Below are 20,054 nucleotides of genomic sequence, written 5' to 3' on the forward strand. Positions count from 1 at the left end.
TTATAAGGACTTAATATAGAGAATAATAAATCAATTGTTCATCACTATGTTCTTCACCTCTTTGAGGTTTTCAATTTAAAAATTATTAATTAACTGTCAAAATTTCAGTTAATTTACTCAATTTCAGTAGGGTACAGTATTTGAATATCTTGGTTAAAAATATTAAAAATGAATTTTCAAAATTTTACTATAAAATCACAAGAGGCGATCCAGCAGGCTCAACAGCTTGCACAGGAGATGGGCCATCAGCAGATCGAGAACGAACACATTTTTAAAGCTATCTCAATGGTAGATGAAAATGTAACTCCATTCCTGCTGAAAAAACTGAACATTAACGTAAACCTCTTTACTCAGATTCTCGACAAAAGCCTGGAAAGTTTTCCAAAAGTTAGCGGAGGCGATATAATTCTTTCCAGAGAAGCCGGTAAAACAGTGAACGAAGCTTCTTCCATTGCTAAAAAAATGGAAGATGAATATGTATCTATTGAACATTTGATCTTGGCGATCTTTAAATCTTCGAGTAAAGTTGCCCAGATTTTAAAAGATCAGGGAGCAACTGAAAAAGGACTAAGAGCAGCCATTGCAGAATTGCGCCAGGGAGATAAAGTGACTTCTCAGAGTGCTGAAGAAACTTACAATTCCCTTGATAAGTATGCGAGAAACCTGAACCAGCTAGCCGAAAGCGGTAAACTGGATCCGGTAATTGGACGTGATGAAGAGATAAGAAGAATTCTTCAGATCCTTTCTCGTAGAACCAAGAACAACCCAATGCTGGTCGGTGAACCAGGAACCGGGAAAACTGCTATTGCAGAAGGTCTTGCACACAGGATAGTAGATGGTGATGTTCCCGAAAACCTAAAGGACAAGCGAATCTATTCACTTGATATGGGAGCCCTTATCGCCGGTGCAAAATACAAGGGCGAATTTGAAGAAAGATTAAAAGCCGTTATCAAAGAAGTAACTTCTAGCGATGGAAGTATTGTTCTTTTCATTGATGAGATTCACACACTTGTTGGAGCAGGTGGTGGCCAGGGCGCTATGGATGCCGCGAATATTCTCAAGCCTGCCCTGGCGCGAGGAGAATTAAGAGCTATTGGGGCCACCACTCTTGATGAGTACCAGAAGTATTTTGAAAAGGATAAAGCTCTGGAACGCCGTTTCCAGAAAGTGATCGTTGAAGAACCCGATACCGAAAGTGCGATCTCCATTCTTCGTGGGATTAAAGAGAAATATGAAACTCACCATAAGGTAAGGATCAAAGATGAAGCTATCATTGCTGCAGTTGAACTTTCTCAGAGATATATTACAAACAGATTTCTTCCAGATAAAGCGATCGATCTTATGGACGAAGCTGCTTCGAAATTGAGAATGGAGATCAACTCCAAACCGGAAGAACTGGATGTACTGGATCGTAAGATCATGCAACTGGAAATCGAAATTGAAGCAATAAAACGTGAAAAAGACGAAGCAAAACTAAAATCTTTACGCTCTGATCTTGCCAATTTAAAGGAAGAGCGAAACGATCTTCATGCAAGGTGGATGAGTGAAAAGGATGTGGTTGACAATATTCAGACTGCAAAATCTGAAATTGAAGAATATAAACTGGAAGCTGAAAGAGCCGAACGTGAAGGTGACTATGGAAAGGTAGCAGAGATCCGTTACGGAAAAATTAAGGAAGCTCAGGAAAGACTGGAGAAACTTCAGGAAAAAGTTGCCGAAAATCAGAATGAAAAATCTCTGATCCAGGAAGAAGTCACCAATGAAGATATTGCTGAAGTAGTAGCAAAATGGACAGGGATTCCTGTTACTAAAATGCTGCAAAGCGATCGTGAAAAACTATTAAGATTAGAAGAAGATCTTCATAAACGTGTGGTTGGCCAGGATGAAGCGATAGTTGCTGTTAGTGATGCTGTAAGAAGAAGCCGTGCCGGACTTCAGGACCAGAACAGGCCAATTGGTTCTTTCTTATTTCTGGGAACAACCGGTGTTGGTAAAACAGAGCTGGCAAAAGCACTTGCCGAATATTTATTCGATGACGAGTCGGCTATGACCCGAATTGACATGAGTGAATACCAGGAAAGACATTCGGTAAGCAGATTGGTTGGAGCACCTCCGGGATATGTAGGTTATGATGAAGGAGGTCAATTAACCGAAGCTGTACGAAGAAAACCATATTCGGTTGTACTTCTTGATGAGATCGAAAAGGCACATCCGGACACGTTCAACATTTTGCTTCAGGTACTTGATGAAGGTAGACTGACCGATAACAAAGGACGTGTCGCAGATTTCAAGAATACGATCATTATCATGACCTCAAATATGGGAAGCCATATTATCCAGGAAAAATTTGAAAATGTAAAAGATCTTGATACCGCTATGGAAGCGGCGAAAGTTGAGGTTTTGGGATTATTAAAACAAAGCGTAAGACCGGAATTCATCAACAGAATAGACGATATCGTGATGTTCAGCCCGCTTACTCAAAAAGATATCAAGCAGATAGTTGGCTTGCAACTAAAAGGTGTGAAGAAAATGCTTGCTAAACAGCACATTGTTCTGGATGCGACCGAAGAAGCGATCAAATATCTTGCAGCTAAAGGATTTGATCCTCAGTTTGGAGCGAGACCTGTAAAGAGAGTGGTTCAAAGAGAAGTTTTAAATAAACTTTCTAAAGAAATACTTGCTGGAAAAATTCATACAGAAAGTATTATTCTCCTGGATGAATTCAATGACGAGCTCGTTTTCAGAAACCAGGAACAACTTGCGAATAATGAATAATTTAAATTTTAGTTTCTAACAAAAAGGCGGTAGATTTCTCTACCGCCTTTTTCAAACATTAATTCATCAATCATCACCATCTATCGATTTCCTTTTTCAATTCTTCTTTAGACCTACCGGTCTTCTCCTGCATTCGACCTAACATTTCGTCAAACTTCCCTTCGGAATAGGTTACATCGTCATCGGTAAGTTTACCATACTTCTGTTTAAACTCACCACGAATTTGTTTCCATTTTCCTTCGATCTGATCTTCATTCATAACATATTGGTTTTAGGTGTTAATAGAATAAAGGTATCTAAACATCACTCTTAGGGCTCCTAAGAAAATGCCATTTTTGTCTTAAACATTTGTTATTTTTGAATTCAACCCAATCTTCATGAATAGAATAATCATCCTTTGCCTTCTATTTCTTCTATCTAGTTGTGCAGTCACCCGAAATATTGAAAATGACTCGGTTGAACTTCACTTTCTTGATGAATATGTACTAGAACCAAATACGAAATTGGATAATACTGTAGTTGGCGGTTTATCTGGAATAGATTTTAAAAATGGCAAATATTACATGGTTAGCGACCAGGCTTCTAACCCACGAATATATATCGCTGATATCAATATTGAAAATCATAAAATTAAAGACATCTCTATCGATCAGCTCATAACTCTTAAAAAAACCGATAAATTTTCTAACGAAGTCTTTGATCTTGAAGCTTTGAGATTTGATGAAAAGCGGAATGAATTTGTAATTACCAGTGAAGGGATTATAGACGACGGAAAAGATCCCGGCGTCTACAGAATTTCAGAAATCGGAGAAATCACCGAAGCTTTTAAAATTCCAGATCATTTTAAGGCAAATGGTGAGCAAAGGCCAAGAAATAATGGAGTTTTCGAGGGCATCTCAGAAAGTTATGATCAGCAAGGATATTGGGTAGCTACAGAATCACCTTTAGAAAAAGATTCTTCCAAACCTAAGATATTTCCATCAAGAACTCATGTTCGTGTTACTCATTACGATAAGAATACAGGAGAACCAACAAAGGAATTTGCATACAAACTTGACGGCATAGCGAAATTGCCAATCAATTATTTTGCTGTTAATGGAGTGACAGAGATCCTTGAATATGCCGAAAATAAATTCCTGATCCTTGAAAGATCATATTCTGCTGGTTATGGTTCTCATGGAAATACAGTCAAGATTTTTGATGTAGATGCATCTATCGCTAGCAATACAATTAAGCTGAATCAGTTAAAAGGAGAGAAATATAAAACAGCCCAAAAAAAACTGGTCTTTAATTTTGATTCAGTAGAAGATAAATTAACCAACGAGATCATTGATAATATTGAGGGAATGTGTTTTGGCCCAGAACTACAAAACGGAAAGCGGTCCCTTTTGTTGGTTTCAGATAACAACTTCAACAGTTTTGCCAACCAGATCAATCAGTTCATTTTAATGGAAATTGATATTAAAGAATAACTTCTGTAACAAACGAGCTAAGCAAACGTCAGATAAACAGCATTAAAAATTCATGAATATGGCTAATATCATCACTCTATTCCTTTCATTGATCCTGAGCTTCAGTACCAACCCGGAACAAATAGTTCCAGAACCGCAAAAGGACACGATAACTACATATTACTTAATACGCCATGCTGAAAAAGATCGAAGTGATTCAGAAAATCATGATCCTAATCTTACAGATGAAGGTTTAAAAAGAGCTGAAAACTGGGCGCAGGCCTTAAAAGACATCGATCTTGATGCGGTTTACAGCACTACTTACAACAGAACTATGCAGACAGCCAAACCTGCTGCAGATATGAAATCTCTGGAAATTCAGAATTACGACGCAAATAAACTATTTGATGCTGAATTTAAAAAAGCAACTTCAGGCAAAACAGTTTTAGTGGTTGGACATAGCAATACAACACCACAATTCGCGAATGCTATTCTTGGAGAAAAGAAATATGAAAATATTGATGATTCGGAGAACGGAGCACTTTTTATTGTTCAGATCCTGGAAGATGGATCAAAAATAAGCCAGGTGATCTATATAAATTAAGATCCCGATTTAACCTTTACATCTTTAGTTTCTATTAGCGAAAGTAATTCCAACTCACGTTTTTCATAGAGACTATCTAATTCTTCGAGAGGCGTTGATAGAACATCATATTTGTAGTTTTCATAATCTACAAAGCGAATCCCTTCGATAATTCGGTGATTAAAAGCTTTCCTGAATCGTATGCCGCCGTCATTCACCTCAAAATTATAAGCGAGGTAATCAACTTCAAAATTCTGGGTATCTATCCAGTACAGGTATTCGTCTTCATGATCTGTTCCACCGCCATCTTCAGCAAAGGTTACTTTCACTTCATAATATTCACGACCAGCAATACTATCTTTTCCTAGTAGCCTTTTATTCGCCGCCGGAGCATTCAGCCCAAAAGGTAACTGAACAAAATAATGAACCGAATTAATAGAGTTGCTATAAGCCACTTTAAGGGAATCTTGAAGTTCCACAAGGCTATCATTGACTTTACGCTCGAAGCCGTTATTATTCAAAATATCGTGCGTATCATTCCCTAAAGAATCGGTCATCTGGCGCTCCAGCTGAAACTTCCCTCCTTCTCTAATGCTCCTATATTCGATGTTTCGAAAAACAAAATCGATCTCGGCATTATTATATCTTTCGCCGCCTGCATTTCTAATCGCGTTATTAACGATCTCTTCTGCGGTAAGCTTCTTTTTATCCTCAGAACATGAAACTAAAAAGAGAACAAGAAGTAAACAGGAAATGTATTTCATAAGAGATGATTTGAAAGCCGCAAAATTAAAAATTTTTGTTCAGGAAGCAGTAACCGATAATTTTAAAATTGCTTTAGGAAGAAATTAGCTGAAAGCTTGTATTTTTGTGGCTATATGAAGAATTCTATCAACATTAAAAACCGTAAGGCAAAGTTCAATTATGAATTTCTGGACAAGTATACCGCCGGTATCAAACTTGCCGGAACAGAAATTAAAGCCATACGTGAAGGAAAGGCAAACATCGCCGAAAGCTTTTGTGAGTTCAATAACCACGAGCTTTTTGTGATAAATATGCATGTTGAAGAATATTCACACGCCACGCATTTTAATCATAATCCCAGGAGCGAACGTAAATTACTTTTGCAACGCAGAGAACTTAGAAAACTGGAAAAAGAGGTTACCAACTCAGGATTGACCATTATTCCGCTTAGATTATTTATTAATGACCGTGGTCTCGCCAAATTACAGATTAGCCTTGCTAAGGGTAAGAAACTTTATGACAAGCGCGAAACCATTAAGGATCGTGAAAGTAAGCGCCGTTTAGATCGAATTCAAAAGGAATACAAATAAATTCCAGATATTTCCGTTCTATTTATAATCCAAAATTTAACCAATGCTGAAAAAGCTACTTGGCATCCTGCTATTTATGGCAGTTTCCCAGATGTCTTCTCAAATTACCGGAGAAGTAAAAGATGAAAACGGTAAAGCCTTGCCATATGTGAACATCTACACAGAAAGCGGGTCTAAAGGCACCACCACAAACGAAGAAGGTATTTATGAACTGAAGATCACAGAAGAAGGTAAATACACGCTTGTTTATCAATTCCTTGGTTATAAAACGCTTAAAAAAGAGATCATTGCTGATGCATTTCCAATAACCATTAACGTGGTTTTAAAAGCTGAAAGCACCAGCCTGGATGAAGTTACCGTGCAGAGCGGTGATAACCCGGCTAACAGAATTATTCGAAACGCTATAGATAACAGGGAGTTGAACGCTGAAAGACTGGAGTCTTTTACCGCCGATTTCTATTCCCGCGGATTATGGCGAATTAAAAATGCGCCGGAGAAAATTTTAGGCCAGGACGTGGGTGATCTTGGCGGTGGACTAGATTCTACCCGCAGCGGGATCGTGTACCTCAGCGAAACCATTTCTGAAATTGCATTTCAGAAACCAGACGATTTTAAGGAAAAGATCATTGCTTCCAAAGTGAGTGGCGATGATAACGGATTCAGTTTAAATTCTGCGCAGGAGGCCTATTTTTCATTTTATGAAAATACGCTGGAGATCAACAGTGAAATGGTATCTCCTATTGCTGAGTATGCTTTTAATTATTACCGCTACATACTAGAGGGGACTTTTTTCGATAATCAGGGCAACATGATCAATAAGATCCAGGTCACTCCAAAACGTTCGGGTGACCGGATATTTTCAGGATATATTTATATAGTGGAAGATCTCTGGCAGATCTATGGAGTGGAATTAACCGCGACAGGGCAAGCCATACAGGTCGCTCCCATCGAAGAACTTGTTTTCCGTCAAAATTACAAATACTCAAAAGAGAATGAACTTTATATTCAGATCTCGCAAAGTATAGATTTCAGCTTTAAACTATTCGGTTTTGGTGGCGATGGAAGATTTACCGCGGTTTACAGCAATTATAATTTCAATCCAGAATTTGACAAAAATAGCTTTGGAAGAGAAATTCTAAGTTTTCAGGAACAGGCAAATAAAAAGGATTCGCTTTATTGGAAAAAGCAAAGACCTATTCCTCTTACCGGTGAAGAGATCAATGATTATGTAAGGAAAGACAGTATTCAGGAAGTTAGAAGCACTAAAAAATACAAGGATTCTGTTGACGCGGTGAGAAATAAATTCGGAATTACCGATATTCTTTTTGGATACACCCATCAGAATTCATGGAAACACAGAAATTTTGGATTTAGCGCTCCAATTTCCGGTATAGGCTTTAATACGGTTCAGGGTTGGAATACAGATGTTAACCTAACTTACACACAGCGCACCGGTGAAGACCAGGAAAATTACTGGAGAATCTATTCAGATATCGATTATGGCCTAAGTGAGGAAAGACTGCGTTTAAACGGAGGTTTTGAAAAGAAATTCAATAATTTTAACCGGCCATTTCTTCGTATTTCGGGTGGTATAGCTTCGGAACAGATTAACGAACAGGAACCAATTTCTCCACTTCTAAACAGCATCAGCACTATATTTTTCGAAAGGAATTACATGAAACTTTATGAGAAGAGTTTTGCGAATGTGGGTTATGGCCAGGATATTTTTCCCGGAATCAGACTTTTTGGTGAAATAGGCTGGGAGAATAGAAAACCATTGATCAATCAAACAGATCATGTTTTTATAGACAGGGAAGATAAAACCTATACTTCTAATAACCCTTTAGAACCTGAAAATTTTGGTAGCCTGCCTTTTGAAGAGCATTCTTTAGTACGTAGTAACATTTATACCGATATTACTTTCGGGCAGAAATACATGAGCTATCCTAACGGCAGATATAATGTGTACGAATCTAAATATCCGAAACTGAAATTAAGCTGGGAAAAGGGATTTGGCGCCAGCGAAAACCAGTATAATTTTGATCAGTTCAAAGCGCAGATAAGGCAGAATTTGAATTTAGGCAACAAAGGTGAATTTCAGTACTTAATTAACGGCGGACTGTTTTCTAACGCCGATGATATAAGCCTTGTAGACTATCAGCATTTTAATGCGAACCAGACCAGGATAGGCTTTGGAAGCTATGTAGGCAAGTTCAATTTAATGCCTTATTATAATTTCAGCACCAATCAGAATTATGCCGAATTTCACGCGGAACATGACTTTGAAGGCTGGCTTTTAGGAAAACTACCGCTTATCAATAAATTGAATTTCAACCTCATCCTTGGAGCGCATAGATTAACTACAGATGGCAGAAGTCCTTATTCTGAATATTCTGTAGGTATAGACAATCTTGGCTTCGGGAAATATAGATTTTTGAGACTGGATTATGTAGTTTCCGATTTTGGAGGAAAAAGAGATGGTGCCTTCATTTTCGGTTTAAAATTTTAAAATAAAAAAGGCTGAAATCTCAAAATTTCAGCCTTTAAATTATTCGGTAGGATTTGAAATTCTATTCTTCCTCGTCCTTTTTATCTTTTTTATCTTCTGTTTTTTCTTCTTTTGAAAAATCAGTAAAACCGTTATCGATCAGAATATTATACCATTGGAAGATCTTCTTCATATCGCTGGCATAAACTCTATCCTCATCATAGTCTGGAAGAACTTCTGAAAAATAAGCTTCCAGTTCTTTCTTAGAAGATTTGTGGTTTATTGCTTGTCCACCATTTTCTTTTTCTTTGATCTTCTGAAAAACCTCACCTAACGGAATTTCTTCAGTGTAAGTATAAATCGCGATCTCGCTCAAAATACTCACATTGTGACGCATATTTACAGCGATCTTCTTTCCGTCCAGCATAGATTTCGCAACAAAGCCTCCTCTGGTTTGAGCCGTAAGCTCATATAAACCTGGTTTTCCAGAAATGGCAAGAATTTTATCTAATCCCATAGTATTTTTTTAATTAGGTTGGCAAATATCAATTCCCATAATCAATTATCAAAGCCTTTAGCGGGCTTTTTTTGCATTCGGAAAACGCATTTTATAATCTACGTTGATCTTACCTTTTGAAATATTTGTCAGTTTACTTTTTATAAGTCTCTTTTTCAGGCTGGAAAGCTTATCGGTGAATAAAATTCCTTCGATATGATCGTATTCATGCTGAATTACTCTGGCAGCAAGTCCGGAGTATTTCTCAGTATGCTTTTCCCAGTTCTCATCATAATATTCAATAGTGATGTCCGGTTGCCTAAAAACATCTTCGCGAACTTCCGGAATACTCAAACAGCCTTCACTAAAAGCCCATTCTTCTCCGGTTTCTTCGACAATCTGTGGGTTGATGAATACCTTTCTCATATCCTTCAATGCCTCCTGTTCCGCCTCGTCCAGTTCTTCATCTTCAGCAAAAGGAGCCGGGTCTATCATGAATATTCTAATTGGCAAACCTATCTGTGGAGCAGCCAGCCCAACGCCGTAAGCGTTATACATGGTATCCCACATATTGTTGATCAATTCCTCTAGTTTGGGATAATCCTTATCAATATCTTTGGCTTTCTTTTTTAAAACCGGATCTCCGTATGCTACAATTGGTAATATCATTCTCTATTGTTTTCGGCCACAGAAAAAATGCGCCTTTATATTTTTAAAATTCAGCTTATTCGTAAAGCCAGGTTTGAAGGATAATCGTTGCGCTGATCTCGTCTACCAATGCTTTATCTCTTCGTTTCTTCTTTTTGAGTCCGCTATCTATCATACTCTGCATCGCCATTTTACTGGTAAAACGCTCATCGACTCTTTCCAGCGGCATCTCGGGAAATTTCTTTGAAAATTCCTTTAAAAATTCCTGAATATGAACTTCACTTTGAGAAGGTGTGTCATCCATTCTCTTTGGTTCTCCAACCAAAACGCGTTCCACTTTTTCGTTCTTGAAATAGTCTTCCAGAAATTTAATAAGCTCAGGAGTTTGTACGGTAGTTAGGCCGGAAGCGATCATTTTCAGCTCATCGGTAACTGCTACACCGGTTCTTTTTGTTCCGTAATCCAGGGCTAATATTCTGGCCATTTCAAAAATTTACGCAAAGGTAAGGTTTATATTGGTTTGTCCATAAATATTGCCGTATAGCTGTTATATTTGAAAAAAATTAGAATATGGACCAGTTAAAAGCAAAAATCGAAGAGGCCTGGAATAACAGAGACCTCTTAAAGGATACTGAAACCACTGATGCAATTAGAAAAGTAGTTGACCTTCTAGACAAAGGAGAGCTACGTGTTGCCGAACCAACCAATGATGGCTGGCAGGTAAATGAATGGGTAAAAAAGGCAGTAGTACTTTATTTCCCTATTCAGAAAATGGAAACCCTGGAGGCCGGTATTTTTGAATATCACGATAAGATCCCATTAAAAAAAGGTTATAAGGAAAAAGGAATTCGTGTAGTACCGAATGCGGTCGCGAGACATGGAGCCTATATTTCTTCCGGAGTGATCATGATGCCAAGTTATGTGAATATTGGGGCTTATGTAGATGAAGGAACCATGGTTGATACCTGGGCTACTGTTGGAAGTTGTGCTCAAATTGGCAAAAATGTACACCTTAGCGGTGGTGTCGGTATTGGAGGCGTTCTGGAGCCATTGCAAGCCGCGCCGGTAATAGTTGAAGATAATGCTTTTCTTGGTTCAAGAAGTATCGTTGTAGAAGGTATCAGAATTGAAAAAGAGGCTGTGCTTGGAGCAAATGTTGTTTTAACGGGCTCAACAAAAATCATTGACGTAACCGGAGATGAACCAAAAGAATTCAAGGGTTATGTACCGGCTAGATCTGTTGTAATTCCAGGAAGCTATACCAAGAAATTTCCTGCAGGAGATTTCCAGGTACCATGTGCCTTAATTATTGGAAAAAGAAAAGAAAGTACCAATAAAAAAACTTCATTGAACGATGCTTTACGTGAGTACAACGTAGCCGTTTAATAATATCAGGTCTTGAAGATACTTGTAATACAGATGAAAATGATTGGGGATGTTCTTACATCCTCAATCCTCTTTGAGGCACTAAGGAAAGAATTTCCGGATGCCGAACTGCATTACATGATCTATAAACATACTTACCCGGTAGTTGAGAACAACCCTTTTATTGATAAGTTTATATTTTCAGAAAAAGGCGAAAGTCTGAAAAGGCTTATAAAAGCTACTAAAAAGAATAAATATTACGCGGTCATCGATGTATATTCGAATTTGAGAACCGCTCTAACCACGGGACTTTCCGGAGCTGAATACAGAATATCTTACGATAAAACTTACACTAAATTATTAAGCACGCACGTTTTCAGCAGGGAAATAAAAGCTAAAACAGTAGGAGGTGCAGCAATAGAGAAAAGATTAAGATTATTATCTCCTCTTTCTTCCAGTTTCCCAAATGAAATTAAGCCTAAGATCTATTTATTAGATGAAGAAATAGAAGAAGCTAAAAATCGCTTACTCAAAGATGGGATTGATCTTTCCAAAAGACTTTACATGATAAGTGCCTTAGGAAGTTCAACAGCTAAAACATATCCATTACCTTATCTGGCGGAAATTCTGGATGAGATCGTAAAAAATACCGGCGCAAATCTTTTACTTAATTATATACCTTCTCAAAGATCTATTATTGAAAAGTTACTCGAGTATTGCGAGCCAGAAACAAGAAATAGAATTCATCTAGAAATCTATGGCAATAGCATTAGAGAGTTTCTGGCACTCACCTATCACTGTGATGGTTTAATTGGCAATGAGGGTGGCGCCGTAAATATGGCTAAAGCCATCAATATTCCAACATTTGCTATCTTCTCTCCACCTTTGAACAAGGAAAACTGGAATATGTATGAAGATGGGAAAAAGAATATTTCTGTACATTTAAAAGACTATAAACCGGAGATCTTTCAGAATAAAACCTTTAAGGAACTAGCGAAGATCAATGATGAATTATATCAAATTTTACAGCCCTCACTTATCATACCTAAGTTACAGCACTTTCTAAATCAGCATTCTTAATGGATTACAGGTTTTTAATTTATATCAATCATAATTATGCCTTACCCATAGGTCTTCCATTGCAGGAAGAGATCAAAAAACGTGGTTACCAGGTAAAATGGTTTTCTGGAATGGAACCTCCAAAAAAATACTTTCCTGAAAATGGCGAATTAATTGAAAGCATTGAAGATGCTGTCGCTTATGAACCACATATTGTTCTCACGATCACCGATTCGGTTCCTGATTTTATTTCTGGATTGAAAGTTCAGGTATTTCATGGTTTTCCAGCCAATAAACGTAAAGGAACAGATCAATTTACCATCCGGGGTTTTTTCGATCTTTATTGCACACAAGGACCTTCAAGCACTATTCCTTTTAAGGAAAGACAGGAAAAGTTCAGAACCTTTGAGGTCATCGAAACTGGCTGGTCTAAAGTTGATCCTTTATTTCCCTTGGAAACTACAGTAAACGAGAAGCCCAAAATTTTAATTTCTTCAACCTTCACAAAACAATATAGCCTGGCCTTAAAAGATGAAGTTGTAAAGGAGATTGAAAGACTTTCCAATACCGGAAAATATGATTTCATGGCTGTGCTACACCCGAAATTAAGAAAGGAAACCAATGACAAGTTCAGAAGTCTAGAAAATGAACATTTCAAATTTTACGATACTACAGACCTGATTCCGTTATTTAAAAAAGCAGATATCATGTTTTCTGATACAACTTCAGCGATCATCGAATTCCTGGTGCAAAGAAAACCTGTTGTTACTTTTCGAAATAATATGCCTGGACCATATTTAATAGATGTGCAGGAGATCGAAGATATTGAAAAATCACTGGACCTGGCCTTGACCAAGCCTGATAGACTTATGAAAGAAATTGAGGAATTTGCAGCATACTCCCATCCTTATATGGATGGTAAATCGAGTTCGCGAGTAATCGAGGCTTGTATTGATTTTCTTCATCGTGACAAATCACATTTAAGAAAAAAACCTTTGAATTTGATCAGACGATATAAGATTAGAAAGCAACTGGGATATTTTAGCCTGAAGTCACACAGAAAAGCTCCGTTTATCCCGAAACCTTAGTTTTTCCAGAATTTAAGCTTCTTCTTTAACTCTTTCTTTCTTTTAAATTTTTCTTGAAACTGATTGGTATAAAACCACATTTTTTCGAAAACCTCGTTTGTAGGCTTATTTATTAAAGCTGCGTATTCATCAGCCATAATTTCCACCATTTCTTTCTTTGGAGTCAATCTCGAGAAATTGATCATTCGCTCTTCAAAATTCAGATCTTTAAAATTCATTCGATTTAGATCCACCAGAAAAAACTCATACTCCTCACCTTTTTTTCTGATCAAAGTATTTCCTGGTGAATGATCCAGGAATTGGACTTGCTTTTCATGTAGTTCATATGTAAACCTGGTAAAGGCTCGCAGAATTTTTTCATGATCTGGATAATCTGGATTCGTAACCAAATCACGAAATGTCAAATCTGGAATTATGTTTTCGCTAGCGTAGAAACTCCTTCCAAAAATAGCTCCCGCCTCTTCAGCATATGCTAAAGGCATTGGAGTTCCGATGTTTTTTTTGAGTAAGGTTAGCGCATTTCTATAAGACCTTTCCGCTTTTGATTTTCTGAAAAATTTGTAGACTATCTTGTTTATAAGATTTGGTTTCTTGAATGATTTGATATTTATTGAATATCCGCTAATATCAAATATTCTCAAACTATTTCTGATTCCAGAACCCAAAGCTACACCCTTTGATTCGAAATTCATTATCGAATATTTTAATTCTTCTTCAATTAATTGACCCTTATCAGAGAATTTATATTTCATACCTATCTACCCATATAATCGATTACATCAAACTTTTATAAACTTCAAAAGTATCCTTTCCAAGTCGCTCTGCAGTAAAGTTTTCCATGAAAACTTTATGAGATTTTTCAGCGAAAATTTCCCTCAACTCCGGATTTTCATTCATCTTAAGAATTGATTTGGCCAAAGTTTCATAATCACTGACTTCAGAAGAAAATCCGTTTTTACCGTTTTCGATTATTTCATCAACAATTCCCACCTTGGTAGAAATTACCGGAGTCTTATAGTACAGAGATTCAATAACTGAAGAAGGACCTCCTTCTCTTTCAGATGTCATCATAAAAACATCAAACTGAGGTAAAAATCTTGACGCTTTTTCAGTAAATCCCATAAATGTGATGTAAGAATTCACATTTAAATCATTAACCAATTTTCTATGCTCTTCAGTTCTTTTAGTGAATTCTCCTATTTGAACTAGATGAAAATCGGTCATTTTTAATTTGTAAACCAAATGATGGATACTTCTTACCAATGTAGCCAGATCTTTAGCTTTGGTATGGTTCGCAATGTTACCTACGAGAAGTTTTGAATCTGGAATATTCATTTTCTCCCTTAATTCGTAGGGGGCTTTGATATCTTTTTCGCTTAAATTCACTCCATTTCTTACGATAACGAGCTTATTACGATTCTTTTCAGTCAGGATTTTACTGAAATGATAACGAACATATTCTGAGATACAGGTAATCTTATGAATATTTTTATAATTATACTTCAACTGGCTTAAATAGCTGTCTCTTCTGCGTATGGATTTACGAGCGTAAATAGTTGGAGTATTCAATTTATATATTATATCTGCAAGAACATAACCGGTAACCGCATCGCTAGTATGTAAATGAATAATATCTATTTTTTTGTCTTTAACGATCTTAGCGAGAAATTTTCTATACCTAGATGAAAAAGGCTTCAAATATTCTGAATTTATAATCTCTACCGGCTTATTCTGTAATTTTTCAAAAAGCGGAGAATCATTATAGCAATAAAAAAATTGATTCACTCCATACTTTGGCAGCTCATCAATAAGATACATTAATTGCTGCTCATTACCACCCCAACTTCTCGCCCCGGAGACATGTAGAATATTCATAATCTAAATTATTTCTTTTAAAAGCAACAAAGATAGTTTTTATAGAAGACAGAAATTAGAAAAGCAGGAAGTGATCAATAATAGTTACCATTTCTAAACTATTCTACTAATTTTACCCATAATTTTTCAAAAAAATTCTCGTCAAATATTTAAGTGAAAAAGTCTTTAAACATACTTCATCTTTCGGCAGCCAAAAATTGGGGTGGTGGTGAAAATCACCTTGAAAATCTCTGCTTAGAATTAAACCTGATCGAAAATTCTATTAAAAACGTAATCCTCTGTGTAAAAAACGGTGGCTTGCACAAAAAGCTAAACAAAACCGACCTATTGGTAAAGACTGCTCCTATGCTGATCAAGCTGGATCTACGTTATGTTTCCGAAATTCTTAAAGTCTGTAAAAAACATGAAATTGACATCATACATATTCATGATTCCACGGCATTAACCATGGCTGTAATGGCCACAAAATTGTCGAAACTCCCTCCCTTTGTATTAAGCAAGAAAACTTCTTTTCCTATAAAAGACAGGCCACAAACTTTGTATAAGTACAATCATCCGCAAATCAAAAAAATACTATGTGTTTCTGAAAGAACCAGGCAAATTACCGCTGAAAGCATAGAAAATAAGTCGCGATTGGTTACGATTTATCATGGAACCAGAATGCGAAAAACTATAAATCATGAAATCAATCTTCGAGAAAATCTAAAAATACCCAAAGAAAAAATTGTTGTCGGGATGATCGCAAACCATATTAGAGCGAAAAATCTACAAAATTGGCTTGAAATGATAGATGAGATCGTAAATAAAAGAAATGACAAGAGGTTTCATTTTATCCAGATTGGTAATTACACAAACCGTACACCTGCTTATCTGGAATTTATAAAAGAAAAAAAATTGGAGCAACAAATAAGTTTTCTTGGTTTTACTCCAGATGCCTCAGGTTTTATTCCTCAATTCGATATATCACTTTTAAGCTCTCAGAGTGAAGGTATCCCACAATTTATCTACGAAAGTTTTTATTTTAAAGTGTCTGTGATAAGTACAAACGTTGGCGGGATTCCAGAAATAATTGAAGATAACGTAAACGGCATGTTAAGCAATCCTTTCCAACCGCAAAGATTAGCAGATAAATTGATAGCTTTGTCGCAGGATAAAGATTTGATGGAAAAATTCGCAGAATTATCTCATCAAAAACTTATAAAAAACTTTACCACCAGTAAAATGGCTGAGCAGACCTTGGCTGAATATAAAAAAGTGCTTTATGGAAAGAATTGATCAGGAAGTTAGAAATTGCCTTGAGATTATTAAAAAAGGAGGAATTATTCTTTACCCAACAGATACGGTTTGGGGAATAGGTTGTGATGCGACCAATGCTGAAGCTGTAGATCGGGTATATAAACTTAAGAAAAGAGAAGAGTCTAAAGCACTTATTTGCCTTGTTTCAAATTTTAAGATGTTAGAGCAGTATGTTGAAGATGTTCCAGAAACTGCCTACGACATTCTGAAATACGCCAAAAAACCTACCACGGTGATCTACGATAAGCCAATCAGGATTGCAGAAAACCTGGTAAGTGATGATGACTCTTTAGGAATTAGAGTAGTTAGAGATACTTTCTGTTCAGAGCTAATCAAGAAAATGAAGAGACCTCTGGTTTCTACTTCTGCTAATGTAAGCGGACAACCTACGCCACAATCCTTCGATCAAATTACTCCACAAATTTTAAAAGGTGTGGACTATGTAGTAAATTTGCAGCGTTCAAAAAAATCACCTCGCCCATCGGCAATTATCAAGCTGAGCAACAATGGCCAGGTGAAAGTGATACGCAAATAACAGATGCCGAAATACCACAATTACAGTAAAGCTTTACATCATCATATTTTCAAGGTAATTTCAGAAGCTTCAGAAGATCTTTCTGTTGATTCTTATGTAATTGGCGGATTTGTTCGTGATCATATCCTTCAGCGTGGAGAGCCTACAGATATTGATATTGTAGCTGTTGGTAGCGGAATTGAACTTGCCAGAAAAGTTTCAGAAAAACTGCCAAATAAACCAAAAGTTCAGGTTTTCAAGAATTTCGGAACAGCAATGCTTCGTTCCGGAGATATGGAGATCGAATTCGTGGGAGCAAGAAAGGAAAGCTACCGCCAGGATAGTAGAAAACCTATTGTTGAAGATGGAACCCTGGAAGATGACCAGAATAGAAGAGATTTTACTATCAACGCGCTTGCTTTAAAGCTGAATAAGGACGGATTTGGAGATCTTTTAGATCCTTTCAATGGTTTTGAAGATCTGGATAAAAAGATCATTAGAACACCATTAGACCCAGATATTACCTATTCTGATGATCCTTTAAGAATGTATAGAGCCATTAGATTCGCTTCACAACTCAATTTTATGATCGAGGCTGAATCACTTAAAGCCATCAAGGCGAATAATAGCCGAATTAAGATCATTTCCAAAGAACGTATCGTTGATGAACTGAATAAGATCATGTTAAGCGAAAAGCCTTCAAAAGGACTCGCTTTATTATTTAAAACTGGGCTTCTGAAAAAGATCCTTCCGGAATTGACTGCTCTACAGGGAATTGATGAAGTAGAAGGACAAAAACATAAAGATAACTTCTGGCATACGCTGGAAGTGGTAGATAATATTTCTGAAAATACCGACGATCTTTGGTTAAGATGGGCCGCTTTACTTCATGATATTGGAAAAGCACCTACTAAGAAATTTCACAGGAAAATCGGATGGACCTTCCACGGACATGAATTCGTTGGCGCAAAAATGGTCTACAAACTTTTTAAACGACTTAGATTACCTCTAAACGAAAAAATGAAATTCGTTCAGAAAATGGTATTGATGAGTTCAAGACCTATCGCCATTGCTGACGATAGCGTAACAGACTCTGCCGTAAGAAGATTGATCTTTGATGCCGGTGATAATATCGAAGATCTTATGACGCTTTGCGAAGCAGATATTACTACCAAAAATCCGAAGCGTTTCAAAAAGTATCACAATAATTTCAAATTGGTTCGCCAGAAAATTCAGGAAGTTGAAGAGCGCGATCATGTTCGTAATTTTCAACCTCCGGTTAGCGGAGAAGAGATCATGCAAACCTTTGGTATTAAACCTAGCCGCGAAGTCGGTATGATCAAAGACGCCATCAAAGAGGCGATACTTGAAGGTGATATTCCTAATGAATATGAGCCGGCACGAGATTTTATGCTGAAAAAAGGAGAAAAACTGGGTCTTAAGAAGGCCAATACCTAAGATGTACAGAAAATTTGTAAAAATTTCGCTCATTCTAGTTTACCTGGTGATCATCGCAGGAGCTGTGGTGAGAATGACCGGTTCCGGAATGGGATGCCCTGACTGGCCAAAATGTTTTGGATACTACATACCTCCTACCGAAAAATCTGAACTTGAATTCCAATCTAACCGGAATTACGAGAAGGGGCAGGTAATTATCGTTGACGAGAGTCTGAAAGTAGCTGCCCGGGATTTTACTTCCGGAGAATCATATACTGAATCGAACTGGGAGAATTACGAGAAACATGATTATGCAATATTTAATCCTACGCACACCTGGGTAGAATACCTCAACCGCCTCGCAGGAGCGCTTGCAGGATTTGCAGTTTTAATCATGGCATTTTTATCTATCGGTAAATACCAGATCAAAAAGCGCATCACATTGCTGTCTTGGCTTTCAGTTTTTTTGATGGGATTCCAGGCATGGCTTGGTGCAACCGTTGTATATTCAGTATTGGCTCCAGCTAAGATCACGATTCATATGGTCATGGCCCTGGTGATCGTTGCTGTTTTGATCTATTTACTGAAAATCTCTTCTGAAAAAGAACTTGATCAGTTCAAAACAAAACCATTTCAGAATTTGCTCATTCTTGCCGTTATCCTTACGCTTATTCAAGTGGTTATGGGAACCCAGGTAAGGCAATTCGTAGACGAGCAGATTCGCAGTCTTGGATATGACGCCAAGGACATATGGCTGTCAGATCCAAATACAACGTTTTATATACATCGCTCATTTTCTATTTTAGTATTTGCTATTAACGCTTTTCTCTGGTGGAAAAATAAAAACCTGAACCTGAATCTTAACAAGATCAATATTGTTATCGGGTTGATATTACTGGAAGTTGCTACTGGTGTAGCCATGTATAATTTTGATTTTCCGATTCTATCTCAGCCATTACATCTGGTGATCGCTTCCCTCCTATTCGGATTCCAGTTTTACCTGTTAATGGAAAGCATTTATGCTCCAGAGAAGATTAAAAAATTGTAACTTTGACCTCCAAATTTTTTAGATATGGTTTATAGATTCCGAGTAATTCTCGATGCTGATGAAGATGTATTCAGAGATATAGAAATGCTGCAGGAAAGCACCCTGGAAGACTTGCATAATACTATTGTACAGTCTTTTGGTTTTGACGGTTCAGAAATGGCTTCATTCTATATTAGTGATGAAGAGTGGAATCAAGGCGAAGAGATCCACCAGTTTGATATGAGCGGGCATGATACCTCTATTAAATTGATGAATGAAACTTCACTGGATAGCATTCTTTCAGAAAAACAAACCAAGCTTATTTACGTTTATGATTTTCTGAAAATGTGGACATTCTTTGTAGAATTAGGACAGATCGCCGAGATAGAAGAAGGTAGGGATTATCCTAATCTTATGTTTGTTCATGGTCAAATCCCGGAAAGTGCTCCGGAAAAGGAATTCAAAGGTGAGGATGACGGTATGCTGAATGGTGATTATGATGATGGTTACGATACCGATGATTATGATGACCTTTCATTCGATGAGAACTGGAATTAAATTTTCAGGATCTTCTATTTCTTCTGAAAAACTACTTTCAGAATTCACATTTTTCAACTT

At 37.0% G+C, this 20,054-nt stretch carries 20 protein-coding genes; 13 read left to right on the forward strand and 7 right to left on the reverse strand.

The genetic code is table 11. The features are described from left to right. Positions 1–168 precede the first annotated feature (168 nt). Positions 169–2,775, forward strand: coding sequence for an ATP-dependent chaperone ClpB (gene clpB / locus RE431_RS09140; protein WP_309561678.1), 2,607 nt, complete (start codon positions 169–171; stop codon positions 2,773–2,775). Positions 2,776–2,848: 73 nt separating this feature from the next. On the opposite strand, the gene RE431_RS09145 is transcribed toward clpB, so the two are convergent. Beyond that, the gene (locus RE431_RS09145) at positions 2,849–3,034 is read right to left on the reverse strand and encodes a CsbD family protein (RefSeq protein ID WP_309561679.1); all 186 of its coding nucleotides are present in this window, start codon (positions 3,032–3,034) and stop codon (positions 2,849–2,851) included. Positions 3,035–3,152: 118 nt separating this feature from the next. Between RE431_RS09145 and RE431_RS09150 the strand changes: the two genes are divergently transcribed. Next, positions 3,153–4,247 (forward strand): esterase-like activity of phytase family protein, encoded by a 1,095-nt coding sequence (locus tag RE431_RS09150; RefSeq protein WP_309561680.1) that lies wholly within the window; start codon positions 3,153–3,155, stop codon positions 4,245–4,247. Positions 4,248–4,305: 58 nt separating this feature from the next. Further along, a complete protein-coding gene (locus RE431_RS09155) occupies positions 4,306–4,830 on the forward strand; it encodes a SixA phosphatase family protein (RefSeq protein ID WP_309561681.1) in 525 nt (174 codons plus the stop codon). On the opposite strand, the gene RE431_RS09160 is transcribed toward RE431_RS09155, so the two are convergent. Continuing rightward, on the reverse strand, positions 4,827–5,573 hold the full coding sequence (locus RE431_RS09160; protein ID WP_309561682.1) for a DUF6503 family protein: 747 nt from the start codon (positions 5,571–5,573) through the stop codon (positions 4,827–4,829). The genes RE431_RS09155 and RE431_RS09160 overlap by 4 nt on opposite strands. Positions 5,574–5,687: 114 nt before the next feature. Between RE431_RS09160 and smpB the strand changes: the two genes are divergently transcribed. Continuing rightward, positions 5,688–6,143 carry an SsrA-binding protein SmpB gene (gene smpB, locus RE431_RS09165; RefSeq protein ID WP_309561683.1) on the forward strand — a complete coding sequence of 152 codons (456 nt, stop codon included), beginning with the start codon at positions 5,688–5,690 and terminating at the stop codon, positions 6,141–6,143. Positions 6,144–6,186: 43 nt separating this feature from the next. Beyond that, positions 6,187–8,652 (forward strand): DUF5686 and carboxypeptidase regulatory-like domain-containing protein, encoded by a 2,466-nt coding sequence (locus RE431_RS09170; protein ID WP_309561684.1) that lies wholly within the window; start codon positions 6,187–6,189, stop codon positions 8,650–8,652. Between the two features lie 61 nt (positions 8,653–8,713). On the opposite strand, the gene RE431_RS09175 is transcribed toward RE431_RS09170, so the two are convergent. Genes RE431_RS09175 through ruvX form a run of 3 tightly spaced genes read right to left on the reverse strand, consistent with a single transcriptional unit; the run spans position 8,714 to position 10,259 of the window. After that, positions 8,714–9,148 carry a DUF5606 family protein gene (locus RE431_RS09175; RefSeq protein ID WP_309561685.1) on the reverse strand — a complete coding sequence of 145 codons (435 nt, stop codon included), beginning with the start codon at positions 9,146–9,148 and terminating at the stop codon, positions 8,714–8,716. Between the two features lie 57 nt (positions 9,149–9,205). Next, positions 9,206–9,796, reverse strand: coding sequence for a peptide deformylase (gene def, locus RE431_RS09180; RefSeq protein WP_309561686.1), 591 nt, complete (start codon positions 9,794–9,796; stop codon positions 9,206–9,208). A 55-nt stretch (positions 9,797–9,851) separates the two neighbouring features. Then, on the reverse strand, positions 9,852–10,259 hold the full coding sequence (gene ruvX, locus RE431_RS09185; RefSeq protein ID WP_309561687.1) for a Holliday junction resolvase RuvX: 408 nt from the start codon (positions 10,257–10,259) through the stop codon (positions 9,852–9,854). Between the two features lie 86 nt (positions 10,260–10,345). Between ruvX and RE431_RS09190 the strand changes: the two genes are divergently transcribed. From RE431_RS09190 to RE431_RS09200, 3 genes are read left to right on the forward strand one after another with little or no spacing between them, the layout of a single operon-like run. Then, complete coding sequence (locus RE431_RS09190) at positions 10,346–11,161, forward strand: 2,3,4,5-tetrahydropyridine-2,6-dicarboxylate N-succinyltransferase (RefSeq protein ID WP_309561688.1); 816 nt, start codon at positions 10,346–10,348, stop codon at positions 11,159–11,161. A 12-nt stretch (positions 11,162–11,173) separates the two neighbouring features. Then, on the forward strand, positions 11,174–12,220 hold the full coding sequence (locus tag RE431_RS09195) for a glycosyltransferase family 9 protein (RefSeq protein WP_309561689.1): 1,047 nt from the start codon (positions 11,174–11,176) through the stop codon (positions 12,218–12,220). Next, the gene (locus RE431_RS09200; RefSeq protein WP_309561690.1) at positions 12,220–13,287 is read left to right on the forward strand and encodes a UDP-N-acetylglucosamine 2-epimerase; all 1,068 of its coding nucleotides are present in this window, start codon (positions 12,220–12,222) and stop codon (positions 13,285–13,287) included. Before RE431_RS09195 ends, RE431_RS09200 begins: the two co-directional genes overlap by 1 nt. Here the strand turns inward: RE431_RS09200 and RE431_RS09205 are convergent. Together RE431_RS09205 and RE431_RS09210 are read right to left on the reverse strand one after the other, a co-directional pair. Next, positions 13,284–13,979, reverse strand: coding sequence for a lipopolysaccharide kinase InaA family protein (locus RE431_RS09205; protein WP_309561691.1), 696 nt, complete (start codon positions 13,977–13,979; stop codon positions 13,284–13,286). The genes RE431_RS09200 and RE431_RS09205 overlap by 4 nt on opposite strands. Positions 13,980–14,061: 82 nt before the next feature. Beyond that, the gene (locus RE431_RS09210) at positions 14,062–15,162 is read right to left on the reverse strand and encodes a glycosyltransferase family 4 protein (protein ID WP_309561692.1); all 1,101 of its coding nucleotides are present in this window, start codon (positions 15,160–15,162) and stop codon (positions 14,062–14,064) included. A 153-nt stretch (positions 15,163–15,315) separates the two neighbouring features. Between RE431_RS09210 and RE431_RS09215 the strand changes: the two genes are divergently transcribed. The 5 genes from RE431_RS09215 to RE431_RS09235 are packed head-to-tail and all read left to right on the forward strand — an operon-like array spanning position 15,316 to position 19,994. Beyond that, positions 15,316–16,437 (forward strand): glycosyltransferase family 4 protein, encoded by a 1,122-nt coding sequence (locus tag RE431_RS09215; protein WP_309561693.1) that lies wholly within the window; start codon positions 15,316–15,318, stop codon positions 16,435–16,437. Beyond that, a complete protein-coding gene (locus RE431_RS09220; RefSeq protein WP_309561694.1) occupies positions 16,424–16,993 on the forward strand; it encodes an L-threonylcarbamoyladenylate synthase in 570 nt (189 codons plus the stop codon). The genes RE431_RS09215 and RE431_RS09220 overlap by 14 nt, the downstream gene beginning before the upstream one ends. Positions 16,994–16,996: 3 nt before the next feature. Then, positions 16,997–18,430, forward strand: coding sequence for a CCA tRNA nucleotidyltransferase (locus RE431_RS09225; RefSeq protein ID WP_309561695.1), 1,434 nt, complete (start codon positions 16,997–16,999; stop codon positions 18,428–18,430). A gap of 1 nt (position 18,431) precedes the next feature. Next, the gene (locus tag RE431_RS09230; protein WP_309561696.1) at positions 18,432–19,457 is read left to right on the forward strand and encodes a COX15/CtaA family protein; all 1,026 of its coding nucleotides are present in this window, start codon (positions 18,432–18,434) and stop codon (positions 19,455–19,457) included. A gap of 24 nt (positions 19,458–19,481) precedes the next feature. Further along, entirely contained in the window at positions 19,482–19,994 is a 513-nt protein-coding gene (locus RE431_RS09235; RefSeq protein ID WP_309561697.1) for an IS1096 element passenger TnpR family protein, read from the forward strand. The last annotated feature ends 60 nt before the right edge of the window (positions 19,995–20,054 follow it).

The sequence above is a fragment of the Christiangramia sediminicola genome (genome assembly GCF_031344135.1).
Taxonomy (GTDB): Bacteria; Bacteroidota; Bacteroidia; order Flavobacteriales; family Flavobacteriaceae; genus Christiangramia; species Christiangramia sediminicola.

Excerpts from the sequence above, each read along its gene's own strand:
- def (WP_309561686.1), bottom strand. The coding sequence starts at position 9,796 with ATGATATTACCAATTGTAGCATACGGAGATCCGGTTTTAAAAAAGAAA.
- RE431_RS09175 (WP_309561685.1), bottom strand. The coding sequence starts at position 9,148 with ATGGGATTAGATAAAATTCTTGCCATTTCTGGAAAACCAGGTTTATAT.
- RE431_RS09190 (WP_309561688.1), top strand. The coding sequence starts at position 10,346 with ATGGACCAGTTAAAAGCAAAAATCGAAGAGGCCTGGAATAACAGAGAC.
- RE431_RS09155 (WP_309561681.1), top strand. The coding sequence starts at position 4,306 with ATGGCTAATATCATCACTCTATTCCTTTCATTGATCCTGAGCTTCAGT.
- RE431_RS09160 (WP_309561682.1), bottom strand. The coding sequence starts at position 5,573 with ATGAAATACATTTCCTGTTTACTTCTTGTTCTCTTTTTAGTTTCATGT.
- RE431_RS09200 (WP_309561690.1), top strand. The coding sequence starts at position 12,220 with ATGGATTACAGGTTTTTAATTTATATCAATCATAATTATGCCTTACCC.
- ruvX (WP_309561687.1), bottom strand. The coding sequence starts at position 10,259 with ATGGCCAGAATATTAGCCCTGGATTACGGAACAAAAAGAACCGGTGTA.
- RE431_RS09205 (WP_309561691.1), bottom strand. The coding sequence starts at position 13,979 with ATGAATTTCGAATCAAAGGGTGTAGCTTTGGGTTCTGGAATCAGAAAT.
- RE431_RS09220 (WP_309561694.1), top strand. The coding sequence starts at position 16,424 with ATGGAAAGAATTGATCAGGAAGTTAGAAATTGCCTTGAGATTATTAAA.
- RE431_RS09210 (WP_309561692.1), bottom strand. The coding sequence starts at position 15,162 with ATGAATATTCTACATGTCTCCGGGGCGAGAAGTTGGGGTGGTAATGAG.
- RE431_RS09230 (WP_309561696.1), top strand. The coding sequence starts at position 18,432 with ATGTACAGAAAATTTGTAAAAATTTCGCTCATTCTAGTTTACCTGGTG.
- RE431_RS09170 (WP_309561684.1), top strand. The coding sequence starts at position 6,187 with ATGCTGAAAAAGCTACTTGGCATCCTGCTATTTATGGCAGTTTCCCAG.
- clpB (WP_309561678.1), top strand. The coding sequence starts at position 169 with ATGAATTTTCAAAATTTTACTATAAAATCACAAGAGGCGATCCAGCAG.
- RE431_RS09145 (WP_309561679.1), bottom strand. The coding sequence starts at position 3,034 with ATGAATGAAGATCAGATCGAAGGAAAATGGAAACAAATTCGTGGTGAG.
- RE431_RS09150 (WP_309561680.1), top strand. The coding sequence starts at position 3,153 with ATGAATAGAATAATCATCCTTTGCCTTCTATTTCTTCTATCTAGTTGT.
- RE431_RS09225 (WP_309561695.1), top strand. The coding sequence starts at position 16,997 with ATGCCGAAATACCACAATTACAGTAAAGCTTTACATCATCATATTTTC.
- smpB (WP_309561683.1), top strand. The coding sequence starts at position 5,688 with ATGAAGAATTCTATCAACATTAAAAACCGTAAGGCAAAGTTCAATTAT.
- RE431_RS09235 (WP_309561697.1), top strand. The coding sequence starts at position 19,482 with ATGGTTTATAGATTCCGAGTAATTCTCGATGCTGATGAAGATGTATTC.